Genomic DNA, 12,123 nt, shown 5'->3' on the forward strand with positions numbered 1-12,123 from the left:
CCGAATCATCCCTCTTCATTCCTTACGCACGGAATCACCAACCCGGTTCCGTGCAAAGGCCTCACAAGGGGAGAAGGAAGAGACGCCTCACCCAACCCTCACCAGCACCGCACTTTCGAATTCCAGCACCTTGCCGCCGGTCGAATCGGAGGCCTCGCAGAGCAGCGCCAGCAACCGCCAGCCGGGGCGGGACGCGATGGGGCGGTGGGAAAGGGCCGTGCGCGTGAAGGTGATGGTTTGCCCGGCGTAGACGGGCTTCAGCCATTTCAGGTTCTTGAATCCGGGCGAGGGGCCGAATTCGGGCACCGGGCCGTCCCAGCCTTCGGCGTCCAGGCGGGTCTCCAGGTTCAGCTTCATCCAGGTGGCCGCAGTGTGCCAGCCGGAGGCGCAGAGCCCGCCGAGCACGCTCTTCCTCGCCGCCTCCTCGTCGATATGAAAAATCTGCGGGTCGTATTTGCGGGCGAACGCCTTGATCGCCTCGGGTTCGAATGTGTGCGAACCGAGTGTGACGGTCGTGCCGATGCGGAAGAATTCATCCAGCGTCATGATGCATTCCCCGCGGCATCGCGCGTCAGGAACATGACGGAGTTCTCAAGCTCGAAGACGCTTTCGCCGCGCTGGTTGACGAGTTCGCTGCGCATGGTCACGAAGCCGAGCTGCGGCTTCGACTTCGACAGGCGTCCGGCCAGAACCACGAGGTTGCCCCGCAGCGTATCGCCGGCGAGCACCGGCTTCTTCCATTTGACCTGATCGACGCCGGGCGCGCCCTGACAGGTGGAGTCCAGCAAGAAGGCATCGCACAGCATGCGCATGAACATGGCGCAGGTGTGCCAACCCGAAGCCGAGAGGCCACCGAGGATGCTGGCCTTGCCGGCCTCCTCGTCGAGATGCATCGGCTGGGCGTCGAACTCGCTGGCGAACTCGATGATCTCGGCCGCGCTCACCTGTTTGGTGCCGAGGTCGAACTTGGCCCCTTCGACGAAGTCCTCATAGGCCCATGTCTTTCCGGTCATGGTCTGCAAATCCGGTTGTAGAATGCGCGATCCCTTTGGATCGGGAAACCCGGATGCAGGCCGCGGGCGGTTTGGTCAAGGCCTTTCTGGTGAGCCAGCCCGCGTGATCGGGCCCGCCGCGTCGGTCAGAGCCCAGCCGCCGCGCCTCCGATCGCGCCGATGAGCATGGAGCACGACAGGTCCGGCTTCGTTTTCGCAACGGGCGCTACGCGAGATCGTCAACCGAGACATTGAGGGCGGCGGCGATGCGCTTGATCGTGTCGAAGGTACCGTCGCGGGTGCCCGTCTCAATCTGCGAGAGATAGCCTGCGCTGATCTCTGTCTTTTCAGCGAGGTCGCGAGCCGACATCCCGCGATGCTCGCGCCAGACGCGGACCTTATTCTCGCCGTCCAGGATGCGGTTGACGACGGCGGCCGGGATAAGCTCTTCCTCGCCGGAGCGATCTTTTGCTTGATCTGATCTAGGTTTGAATGTCGGCCGCGTCCTCCGCCGCTTCAACAAGGCTGTCGTAGTCGGCGAGTGGCAGAATGGCCATACGGTCCCCGTTCGGCGTGGTAATGATGGTGGGCTTGTTCATGTCCTCAGTCCTCGTAGACAGCCCGCGACAACCATGCCGCAGGGATGGTGCTATCCAGCCGAAGGGGGGCCGCTCTATGACGACCTCCTCAGGTGTTGAACTTGAACAGCATGACGTCGCCGTCCTGGACGACGTATTCCTTGCCTTCATCGCGTGCCTTGCCGGCTTCCTTGGCCGCCACTTCGCCGCCCAGCGTGACGAAGTCGTTGTAGGCGATGGTCTGGGCGCGGATGAAGCCGCGTTCGAAGTCGGTGTGGATGACGCCAGCGGCCTGTGGGGCCTTGTCGCCCTTGTGGATGGTCCAGGCGCGCGTTTCCTTCGGCCCGGCGGTGAAATAGGTGATCAAATGCAACAGGTCGTAGCCGGCGCGGATGACCTTGTTCAGGCCAGGCTCGTCGAGCCCAAGCGAGGACAGGAACTCCATCTCTTCCTCGTCCGAGAGCTGGGCGACTTCGGCCTCGATCGCGGCCGAGATCACCACGGTGCCGGCGCCCTGCGCGGTGGCCATCTTCTCCACGGCCCTGGTGTGCTCGTTGCCGGTCGCGGCATCGACCTCGGCGACGTTGCAGACATAGAGCACGGGATGCGAGGTCAAGAGGTTCAGGCCCTGCAGGATGCGCAGGTCCTCCGCCGAAATCCCCTTGAGCAGGATGCGGGTGGGCTTGCCGGCCTGCAGCAGCTCGAGTGCCGCCTCCATCATCGGCAATACGGTCGTCGCTTCCTTCTCCTTGCTGCCCGCGCGCTTGCGGATCTGGACGATGCGGCGCTCGATGCTGTCGAGGTCGGCGAGCATCAGCTCGGTCTCGACCGTCTCGGCGTCGGCGACAGGGTCGATGCGGCCCTCGACATGGGTGATGTCGTCATCCTCGAAGCAGCGCAGCACATGCACGATGGCGTCGACCTCGCGGATGTTGGCGAGGAACTGATTGCCCAGCCCTTCGCCCTTGGAGGCGCCGCGCACCAGGCCGGCAATGTCGACGAAGGAGATGCGCGTCGGAATGATCTCCTTCGACTTGGCGATTTCGGCGATCTTCTGCAGGCGCGGATCGGGCACCGCCACCTCGCCGGTGTTCGGTTCGATGGTGCAGAAGGGATAATTGGCGGCCTGCGCGGCGGCCGTCCTCGTCAGCGCGTTGAAAAGCGTCGACTTGCCGACATTGGGCAAGCCAACGATGCCGCATTTGAAACCCATTTTGTCCGGTCCTATCGGGAAAAAGCGAAATTTGATGAGGGCTATGGGCGATAGGGGTTAGGAACGTCAAGCCCTGTAAGGCCACATGCGCCTACGCTTCAGTCCTTGTTGCCGAAGAGTTTCTTCAGCATGGCGGCCATCGGGCCGGTCTCGGGCAGTTTGGCGGGCGCCTGCTGGGGGCGCGCCTGGCGGACATGGCTTTGCTGTTTCGGGCTTTGCTGTTTCGGGCTCGACTGCTTCTGCGCCGGCTTTTCCGGTTCGACGCCCGCCTTACCCTGGACGGCAAGAGCGGCCTTGTTCATGAAGCCGGATTCGTCGCCCTTGACGATCATCGCCGCATTGTCGGCGATCGCATCGAGCAGCGGGTCGAGCCAGTCGCGGTCGGCCTTGGCGAAGTCACCGAGCACATGATGCTGGACCATTTCCTTGACGCCGGGATGGCCGACGCCGATGCGCACGCGCCGATAGGCGTTGCCGACATGGCCGTCGATCGAGCGGATGCCGTTGTGGCCGCCGGCGCCACCGCCGGTCTTGATACGCAGCTTGCCTTCGGCAAGATCGATCTCGTCATAGAAGACGGTGAGGGCGGAAAGGTCGAGCTTGTAGAAGCGCAGCGCTTCGCCGACGGACTGGCCGGACAGGTTCATGAAGGTCTGCGGCTTGATCAGGATGATCTTTTCGCCGCCGAGCGTGCCTTCGGAAATCAGGCCCTGGAACTTCTTCGACCAGGGCGAAAAGGAATGGCGGCGGGCGATAGCGTCCGCCGCCATGAAGCCGACATTGTGCCGGTTTTCAGCGTATTTCGCGCCCGGATTGCCGAGGCCTGCAAAGACAAGCATCGTCGCCTCCGGGCGTGAAAAGAGTTACTTCTCTTCGGCGGCGGGAGCCGCTTCGGGAGCCGCAACCTCAACCGTCTCTTCCGTCTCCGGCTTCATCGCCGAAGAGCCGGCAACGGTCGCGATGGTGAAGTCGCGGTCGGAGATGACCGGCTTGACGCCGGCCGGCAGCTTGACCGCCGAGATGTGGATCGAATCGCCGATGTCGGCACCGGTGAGATCGACGGTGATGAATTCCGGGATCGCATTGGCCGGGCAGTGGAACTCGACTTCGTGACGCACGATGTTGAGCACGCCGCCGCGCTTGATGCCGGGCGACTTGTCTTCATTGATGAAGTGCACGGGAACATCGACGTTGACTTCGGTGTCCTTGCCGATGCGCAGGAAGTCGACATGGACAGGGAAATCCTTGACCGGGTCGAGCTGGAAGTCCTTCGGCAGGACCTGGATCTTCTTGCCGTCGACATCGATCGTGGCGACCGTGGTCAGGAACCCGCCGCCATGGATCTTGTAGTAGATGTCCTTGTAGGTGAGCGCGATCGCCAGGGGAGGCTGTCTGTCACCGTAGATTACTGCAGGCACTTTACCGTTGCGGCGAACTGCACGGGCGGACCCCTTACCGACCTGTTCGCGCGCTTCGGCCTTGAGCTCGTAAGTATCGTGGCTCATGGCTTTTCCTTTCGCGTGTTATGGAGCGCCTACGGTTGGCGATGTGCCAGGCCGTAAACGTCGAAAGCCGCCAGACCTCGGCGCGCCCGAATGCCGGAAACCGCAGCGAGCGGATCTTTGTTCGGGATCACAAGGGGAAGGCAGCCTTCCGCCGCGTTGCCTCCAAGGGTGTCTACGCGGGTGGCGGCTCTATAGCGGAAGGCGGGCAGGCGTGCAAGCGGAGGTGGGAAAGGCCGTCGTTAACGGTCGCCGCTCAAGGCATCGCGCAGTGCCTGGACCTGCCGGTTCAGGGCGTCGAGCTCGGCCAGCGTCATGCCCGAGCGCTCAACCAGGGTTTCGTTCAGGCAATTGCACTGGACGAGCAGCTTGCGGCCGGCTGATGTCAGGTCGACCTGTACCTGGCGCTCGTCGGTCTGGCTGCGCTGGCGGGTCACCAGGCCGGATTGTTCCATGCGCTTAACCAGCGGCGTGACCGTGCTCGATTCCAGAGCGAGCCTGTGCGCGATCGTGCCGACAGACATCCCGTCAGCCTCGCCCAGCACGTTGAGCACGAGATATTGCGGATAGGTGATGCCCATCTCGTCCAGCATCGGCTTGTAGGTGCGATTGATCGCCATGCTGGTGGCGTAGAGCGTGAAGCACAGCTGATTGTCCAACGGGAGAGGCACGACGCATTCCTTTGCCGATTAAACGCCTAAAATATGTACTGCAAAAAATGATATCGCGATACATATTTTTTATAGACACGGGGATCAAGCTGCGTTAGCGATATCTCTATCGTGATATTGTTTATCGCGATACCAATCGAACGGAGATTGAGATGACCTCGCAGACCAAATCAGGCTCAGGCAGCGGCACGATCACCACCAAGGACGGCACGCAGATCTATTACAAGGACTGGGGAACCGGCCAGCCCATCGTCTTCCATCACGGCTGGCCGTTGAGCAGCGACGACTGGGACGCCCAGATGCTGTTCTTCCTGTCACAAGGCTACCGCGTCATCGCCCATGACCGCCGCGGCCATGGCCGGTCGATGCAGACGGATATCGGCAACGAGATGGACACCTATGCCGCCGATGTGGCTGAACTTGTCGTGCATCTCGACCTTAGGGATGCCATCCATGTAGGCCACTCGACCGGCGGCGGCGAGGTGGCGCGCTATGTCGCCCGGTATGGTGCGGGCGGCCGTGTTGCCAAAGCGGCCTTGCTCGGCGCGGTGCCGCCGATCATGCTCAAGACCCCAGCCAATCCCGGCGGCCTGCCGATCGAGGTGTTCGACGGCTTCCGCGCAGGCGTTGCCGCCAACCGCGCGCAGCTTTACGTGGATGTTCCCGCCGGCCCGTTCTACGGCTTCAATCGCCCGGATGCGCAGGTTTCGCAAGGTGTGATCGACAACTGGTACCGCCAGGGCATGATGGGTGGCACCAAGGCGCACTATGACTGCATCAAGGCCTTTTCGGAGACAGACTTTACCGAAGACCTGAAGAAGATCGACGTGCCGGTGCTGGTCATGCATGGCGATGACGACCAGATCGTCCCCATTGCCGACTCGGCGCTGTTGACCATCAAGCTGCTCAAGAAGGGCGAGCTCAAGGTCTACAAGGGCTTTCCGCACGGCATGGCCACGACCCACGCCGAAATCATCAACGCCGACCTGCTGGCCTTCTTCAAGGCCTGAATCCTTCCCGCCTGAATGGCAAAGGCACCCGCCATATGGCGGGTGCCTTTGCCTGGATACAGCTCGGATGATTTTATGCGGCTGCCTGCGCCTTGCGGGCCTCCTTCATGTTGGGCAGGAACACCGTCAGCAGTCCCAGGAACGGCAGATAGGAGCAGATCTGGAAGACGAAATCGATGCCCTTCATGTCGGCGACGACGCCAAGCACGGCGGCCGCGATGCCGCCGACGCCGAAGGCGAAGCCGAAGAAGATGCCGGCGATCGTGCCGACGCGGCCCGGCACCAGTTCCTGCGCGAAGACGACGATGTTGGAGAATGCCGACGACAGGATCAGGCCGATCAGCACGGTCAGCACCATCGTCCATTCCATGTTGGCGTAGGGGAGCGCCAGCGTGAAGGGCAGGACGCCGACGATCGAGAACCAGATCATCGCCTTTTGTCCATAGCGGTCGCCGAACGGACCGCCAAGCAGGATGCCCAGCGCCGAAGAGCCGAGGAAGAGAAACAGCATGACCTGCGACATCTGCACCGAAACGCCGAACTTATGGATGGAGTAGAAGGTGTAGTAGCTGGCCAGGCTGGCGATGTAGGCGTTCTTGGTCAGCACCAGCAAGGTCAGCACCACCAAGGCCCACACCACTTTGCGGCGCGGGAAGGGCGAGACGAAGCTTGCCGTCTTGCGATTGCCTTGCGCGGCGCGCAGACGGCTGTACCAGCCGCCGACCTGCCACAGGATGACGATGCCGATCAGCGAGCCGACGGCGAACCAGGCGATGCTGGTCTGGCCGAAGGGCACGACGATGAAGGCGGCCAGCAATGGGCCCATGGACTGGCCGAAATTGCCGCCGACCTGGAACAGCGACTGCGCCAGGCCAAACCGGCCGCCGGATGCGAAGCGGGCGATGCGCGAGGACTCCGGATGGAAGATCGCCGAGCCGATGCCGATCAGCGAGGCGCCGATCAGGAGGAGGTAGTAGTGCCCGGCATAGGCCAGCACGACCAGGCCGATCAGCGAAGACGCCATGCCCCAGGGCAGCGAATAAGGCATCGGCCGCTTGTCGGTAACCGCGCCGATGATCGGCTGCAGCAGGGATGCCGTCACCTGGAAGGTGAAGGTCAACAGGCCGATCTGCCAGAAGTCGAGGCCGTAATTGTCTTTCAGAAGCGGATAGATGGCCGATAGCAGCGACTGCATGATGTCGTTGATGGAGTGGCAGAGGCTCACCGCCAGGATGACGGTGAAGGCCGTCGCCTGGACTGAAGCGTGACTGGCGGTCGCAGGCGGCGCGACGCTGGTGGCTGTTGTATCGGTCAAGATAGGCTCCGTAGTCTTTTTGGCGGTTTTTCCCGCAGGCGGTGTGGCGGGCGCTTCCCGCAGGCAGCCTTATAGTCCGGTTGCCAAGCGACTTCTTTCGTGGTTTGGTCCAAGAGTTTCGCAAGTGGGCCATACCGAATGCCAAAAACCAGGGAGATTTTCGGCGCCGGCCACGCCGATCTCGAGCAATTGCACGGGCTGCGCTGGCAGTGGCTCGAGCAGGCGGTCGGGCCGGCGGTGGTGTTGCCGACCGAATATCCGGACGGCTACCACGTGCCGCACCACCACCACAGCCGCAGCCAGTTGCTACATGCGCTGGTCGGCGTCGTGCTGGTGACGACGCGGCATGGCCGGTGGATGGTGCCGCCGGACCATGCGATGTGGATCCCGGCCGGCATCGAACATTCCGTCGAGATGCTGGGCGATGTCTCGATGCGCTCGGTCTATGTCATGCCGCAGGCGATTCCGGGCCTGCCGGAGGGCATGCGCGTCGTCGGCATCACCGACCTGATGCACAGTCTGATCGTTGAATCCGAGAAGCTGCCGCAAGGCGGCGAGCTTGAAGGGCGCGGCGGCCTGATCATGAACCTTCTCCTGCACGAGATCCCGCAATTGCCGGAGCGGCCGCTCGGCCTGCCGTTCCCGTCGGATCCCAAACTGGCGGCGCTCTGCCGGCGTTTCGTCGCCGCACCCTCACCGCATGCGACGATCGACGAATGGGCCGATACGGTCGGCATGAGTCGGCGCTCCTTCACGCGCGCCTTCCAGCGCCAGACCGGCCTGTCGCTGTCAACATGGCGCCAGCAGGCCTGCCTGTTCGCGGCGCTGCCGAGGCTCGCCGACGGCGAGCCGATCACCCGGGTGGCGCTCGATCTCGGCTATGACAGCGTGCCGGCCTTCATCACCATGTTCAAGCGCATGCTGGGTTCCTCGCCGCGCGACTATATGCGCGGCGCGCGCGATGCCGGCGAAGGCATGCGGCGAGCTCCGGCCCGGTCAGAGGCACCGACGCCATCGGCCTTGCCGCAGGGGTGACGGGTTTTCAGTCGAACAGGCTCGACACCGATTCCTCGGTCGCCGTGCGCGAGATGGCTTCGCCCATCAGGTCGGCGATCGAGATGACGCGGATGTTGGGCGCGTCGAGCACGCCCTGCGTCGGCTGGATGGAATCGGTGATCACCAGTTCCTGCAGCTTCGAGCCGCTGATGCGAGCGACCGCGCCGCCCGACAGCACGCCGTGGGTGATGTAGGCGGTGACGCTGGTGGCGCCGTTGGCCAGCAGCGCGTCGGCGGCATTGCACAGCGTGCCGCCGGAATCGACGATGTCGTCGATCAAAAGGCAATCCTTGCCGGCGACCGCGCCGATGATGTTCATGACTTCCGATTCGCCCGGACGCTCACGGCGCTTGTCGACGATGGCGAGCTGCGCGTCGAAGCGCTTGGCAAGCGCGCGGGCACGCACCACGCCGCCAATATCGGGCGACACGACGACGACGTTGCCAAGCTGCTTGTATTTTGCCTTGACGTCGCGGGCCATCACCGGCACCGAGAACAGATTGTCGGTCGGGATGTCGAAGAAGCCCTGGATCTGGCCGGCATGGAGATCCAGCGTCAAAACCCTGTCGACGCCGGCGCGGGTGATCATGTTGGCGACCAGCTTGGCCGAGATCGGCGTGCGGCCGGAGGCGCGGCGGTCCTGCCTGGCATATCCGAAATAGGGGATAACGGCCGTAATGCGCTTGGCCGAGGAGCGCATGAAGGCGTCGATCATGATGAGCAGTTCCATCAGGTGATCGTTGGTCGGGAACGAGGTCGACTGCAGGATGAAGACATCCTCGCCGCGCACATTCTCCTGGATTTCGACGAAGATTTCCTGGTCGGCGAAGCGCCTGACACTGGCCTTGCCCAGCGGGATGTTGAGATAGCGAGCGACCGCTTCGGCCAGCACCCTGTTGGAATTGCCCGCGAAGAGTTTCATGCACCGTTCCTGGTGGAGGACGGAGAGACCTGGCGGACTCTCCTGCGCCTTTTAACCGGGCTTTTAGCGGCCCGCGCCGGTATTGCAAGCGTCGAGATCGTGAATCCGCCGGCTAAGCTCACGAAAACTGTTAGCCATCACCGACTGGCAGCGGAGAGCTGCGGACTTCCGCTGCTCCCTCTGCTCGTTCGAGCATCCGGATTTTCCCAAAACCGTTTTCTACTTTTGGGTTCTGGACTAGCTCGCCTTGCCACTGAGAAAGGCCGCGAACTGGTCGATGGTCTGGTCGGCGATCGCCTGCATGGTGGCTGGCGAGACCGACTTCCAGCTGTCGGCGCCGGCGCCGGAACCGGTCGAAGGCGCCTTCATCTGGCCGTTGATGCGGTGCAGCCGGTTGCCGGATAGGTCGTAGACGTCCCAGACATAGATGACGGTGGTGTCCTTGCCCTCCGTCATCGCCGAGAAGTAACCCTTGAGCACATGGGTGGCGGTCTGGTCCTGGCTGCCGGCAAGCGTGATGCCGCGCTGCCTGGCGCGTGTCTGCAGTTCCGCCGTCAGCGGCGTGGCGGCTTCCACCGAAGCGCCGACGATCGGCGCGATCTGCAGCCGGGTCTTCGACAGGATGGCGGCAGCCTGGGCGGAGGTGACGGGCGCGGCGGCGGGTGCGCCCGCTGTCGTGGTGGCCGTCGCGGCCGTAGATGGCGCCGGGGCGGGAACGGTGGCCGCCGAGCTGCCCTGCGTTGCCGGCTGCGTCGAAGCCGCCGGCGGGGTGATGGCGGAAGGCTCGAGGACGTCCTTTGCGTTGGTGCAGGCAGCCAAAGCCAATGCCACAAGCAATGACACGGTCGTCACATGCGATCGTCTCATTTGCCTTCTAACTCCTTGGCGAAGAACGCCTCCCATTATGGATTCACTGCACGATCAAGTCGAGATCATGGCGGGACAGCGGCTTCGGCTGGGATTCGGTGGTCAGGTAGGTGCGGCCAAGCGTCATCGCCGTCTCGGTCTCGGAATCCATGATGATCATATGGGCAAACAGCGTCATGTTCGGCGCGATCGGTTCGGGATTGCCCTGGTAAAACATCGGCATATCCATCCAGGACGGCGTGAAGCGGGCCCCGACCGAATAGCCGCAGGCGTTCAGCCGGTGCTTGGTCAGGCCGTGCGCTTCCATGGTGCGGGCGTGGGCGTCGAACACGTCGCCGAAGGTGTTTGCGGGCGTCATCGCCTTTTCGACGGCCAGAAGGGCGGCGCGTGCCGCATCAAACAGCTCCTGATGGCGCTTGGAGACCTTTCCGGTCAGCACCGTGCGCATCATCGGCGCGTGGTAATGATGGAAGACCCCTGCCCATTCGAGCGTCAGCTGGTCATTCTTGGTGAGCTTGCGGCGGCCGGCCTTGTAGCGGCACAGCAGCGCATCGACGCCGGAGCCGATGATGAACTCGTTGGCCGGATAGTCGCCGCCACCGGCGAAGATCGCGCCCTGCATGGCGGCGAGGATCAAGGCCTCGTCGCCGCCATGCTTGATCAGCGGCAGCGCCGCGTCCAGCGCGTCGTCGGACAGATTGGCGGCCTTCTCCGCCTTGGCGACCTCGGCCGGGCTCTTGAACAGGCGCAACCGCCCGACGATGCCGGAGGCATCGGCAATCTGGCCGAAGGTCTGCAACTGCTCGTCCAGGCGGCGGCCATTATAGGCGGTCAGACCGTGAGTGTCGTATTCGACGCCGATCCGGGCGCCGAGCAGGTCGAGTTCGTTGAGCAGGTTGCGCAGGTCGACGGCCGGATTGGCGCCGTCGCGATCGGTCCACAGCACGATGTTTTCGATGATCGAGGTCTGGCGCGCCTGGCGCAGGTCGGCCGAACGGGTCAGAAGCACCATGGAACCGTCGGCCTTCACCACCAGGCACTGGAAGAAGCAGAAGCCGAACGTGTCGTAGCCGGTCAGCCAGTACATGCTTTCCTGCGCGAACAGCAGGATGGCGTCGAGCTTCTTCTCGGCCATCTCGATCATCAGCCGGTCGCGCCGCGCGTCGAATTCCGATCGTTCAAAATGCAGCGCCATTATACCTTCTCCAAAACGATTGCCGAAACCTGCCGGCCATAATCGGGTTCCCTACGGTGCGTGGTGCGCCGGTAGGAGTAAAACAGATCTTCCTCGGCATAGGTGCAGCGGCCAAGGCCTTCGGCCGTAACGCCGGCCTTGGCCAGCCGGTCGATCGTATAGCCGTTGAGGTCGAACATCGAACGGCCGGCATGTGCCGAAGGCACGAAATATCGCGCATTTTCACTGTCGGCATCGACGAAGCGGGCGACGAATTCCGGCCCCACTTCGTAATTGTCGGGGCTGATCGAAGGGCCAAGCACGGCAACGATTTTTTCGCGACGGGCGCCGAGGCTCTCCATGGCGGCAACGGTGTTTTCGAGTACGCCCGTGAAAGCGCCTTTCCACCCGGCATGCGCCGCGCCGATGATGCGCGCGCCGGCATCCGCGAACAGAACCGGGCCGCAATCGGCGGTCGAGGCGCCGATGGCGATGCCCGGCCGGTCGGTGACGATGGCATCGGCCTTGGGACGCTCGCCGGCGAAGAGTTCCCTGGCGATGACGACGTTGGGTGAATGGACCTGCCAGGCGGTCAGCAGATGGCTTGCGGGCACGCCCATCCAGGCGGCGACACGGGCCCGGTTCTCGGCGACCAGCGCCTGGTCGTCATCCGACCCAGTGCCGATGTTGAGGCCCCGGTAGATGCCCGTGGAGACGCCGCCGATGCGGGTGAAGTAGCCGTGGCGGATGCCTTGTGCCTGCGCCTGGTCCAGCAGCGGCGACCGAACGGGATCCGGTTTGGTCTGATTCAGCATGCGGGCGT

Annotated in this window: 14 protein-coding genes; 2 read left to right on the forward strand and 12 right to left on the reverse strand. The window is 63.4% G+C overall.

Translation table 11 applies throughout. The features are described from left to right. Window positions 1-87 precede the first annotated feature (87 nt). The 7 genes from FJ492_RS20595 to FJ492_RS20625 form a co-directional block, all read right to left on the reverse strand. Complete coding sequence (locus FJ492_RS20595; protein WP_140504920.1) at window positions 88-546, reverse strand: MaoC family dehydratase; 459 nt, start codon at window positions 544-546, stop codon at window positions 88-90. After that, on the reverse strand, window positions 543-1,013 hold the full coding sequence (locus FJ492_RS20600; protein WP_140771909.1) for a MaoC family dehydratase: 471 nt from the start codon (window positions 1,011-1,013) through the stop codon (window positions 543-545). The genes FJ492_RS20595 and FJ492_RS20600 overlap by 4 nt, the downstream gene beginning before the upstream one ends. 205 nt (window positions 1,014-1,218) lie before the next feature. After that, a complete protein-coding gene (locus FJ492_RS29280; RefSeq protein WP_246676077.1) occupies window positions 1,219-1,362 on the reverse strand; it encodes a helix-turn-helix transcriptional regulator in 144 nt (47 codons plus the stop codon). Window positions 1,363-1,679: 317 nt separating this feature from the next. Next, the gene (gene ychF, locus FJ492_RS20610) at window positions 1,680-2,783 is read right to left on the reverse strand and encodes a redox-regulated ATPase YchF (protein WP_140771911.1); all 1,104 of its coding nucleotides are present in this window, start codon (window positions 2,781-2,783) and stop codon (window positions 1,680-1,682) included. Window positions 2,784-2,881: 98 nt separating this feature from the next. Next, entirely contained in the window at window positions 2,882-3,622 is a 741-nt protein-coding gene (gene pth / locus FJ492_RS20615) for an aminoacyl-tRNA hydrolase (RefSeq protein WP_140504925.1), read from the reverse strand. A gap of 24 nt (window positions 3,623-3,646) precedes the next feature. Further along, window positions 3,647-4,288 carry a 50S ribosomal protein L25/general stress protein Ctc gene (locus FJ492_RS20620; RefSeq protein WP_027143359.1) on the reverse strand — a complete coding sequence of 214 codons (642 nt, stop codon included), beginning with the start codon at window positions 4,286-4,288 and terminating at the stop codon, window positions 3,647-3,649. A gap of 239 nt (window positions 4,289-4,527) precedes the next feature. Next, on the reverse strand, window positions 4,528-4,956 hold the full coding sequence (locus FJ492_RS20625) for a MarR family transcriptional regulator (protein ID WP_140771914.1): 429 nt from the start codon (window positions 4,954-4,956) through the stop codon (window positions 4,528-4,530). A 152-nt stretch (window positions 4,957-5,108) separates the two neighbouring features. Between FJ492_RS20625 and FJ492_RS20630 the strand changes: the two genes are divergently transcribed. Continuing rightward, a complete protein-coding gene (locus FJ492_RS20630; protein ID WP_140771917.1) occupies window positions 5,109-5,966 on the forward strand; it encodes an alpha/beta hydrolase in 858 nt (285 codons plus the stop codon). Between the two features lie 73 nt (window positions 5,967-6,039). Here FJ492_RS20630 and FJ492_RS20635 read toward each other — a convergent pair whose 3' ends face one another. Next, a complete protein-coding gene (locus tag FJ492_RS20635; RefSeq protein ID WP_181166710.1) occupies window positions 6,040-7,281 on the reverse strand; it encodes an MFS transporter in 1,242 nt (413 codons plus the stop codon). Between the two features lie 138 nt (window positions 7,282-7,419). Between FJ492_RS20635 and FJ492_RS20640 the strand changes: the two genes are divergently transcribed. Next, entirely contained in the window at window positions 7,420-8,316 is an 897-nt protein-coding gene (locus FJ492_RS20640; protein ID WP_140771922.1) for a helix-turn-helix transcriptional regulator, read from the forward strand. Between the two features lie 7 nt (window positions 8,317-8,323). Here the strand turns inward: FJ492_RS20640 and FJ492_RS20645 are convergent, their stop codons facing one another. From FJ492_RS20645 to pgeF, 4 genes are all read right to left on the reverse strand, one after another. Beyond that, window positions 8,324-9,259, reverse strand: coding sequence for a ribose-phosphate pyrophosphokinase (locus FJ492_RS20645; protein WP_019860650.1), 936 nt, complete (start codon window positions 9,257-9,259; stop codon window positions 8,324-8,326). 237 nt (window positions 9,260-9,496) lie between these two features. Then, window positions 9,497-10,126, reverse strand: coding sequence for a hypothetical protein (locus FJ492_RS20650; RefSeq protein ID WP_140712467.1), 630 nt, complete (start codon window positions 10,124-10,126; stop codon window positions 9,497-9,499). 43 nt (window positions 10,127-10,169) lie between these two features. Further along, the gene (locus tag FJ492_RS20655; RefSeq protein ID WP_140771924.1) at window positions 10,170-11,321 is read right to left on the reverse strand and encodes a Xaa-Pro peptidase family protein; all 1,152 of its coding nucleotides are present in this window, start codon (window positions 11,319-11,321) and stop codon (window positions 10,170-10,172) included. Further along, the gene (pgeF, locus tag FJ492_RS20660) at window positions 11,321-12,115 is read right to left on the reverse strand and encodes a peptidoglycan editing factor PgeF (RefSeq protein ID WP_140771926.1); all 795 of its coding nucleotides are present in this window, start codon (window positions 12,113-12,115) and stop codon (window positions 11,321-11,323) included. Before pgeF ends, FJ492_RS20655 begins: the two co-directional genes overlap by 1 nt. Between the last annotated feature and the right edge of the window lie 8 nt (window positions 12,116-12,123).

The sequence above is a fragment of the Mesorhizobium sp. B2-5-4 genome (assembly GCF_006441095.1).
GTDB classification, from domain to species: Bacteria; Pseudomonadota; Alphaproteobacteria; order Rhizobiales; family Rhizobiaceae; genus Mesorhizobium; species Mesorhizobium salmacidum.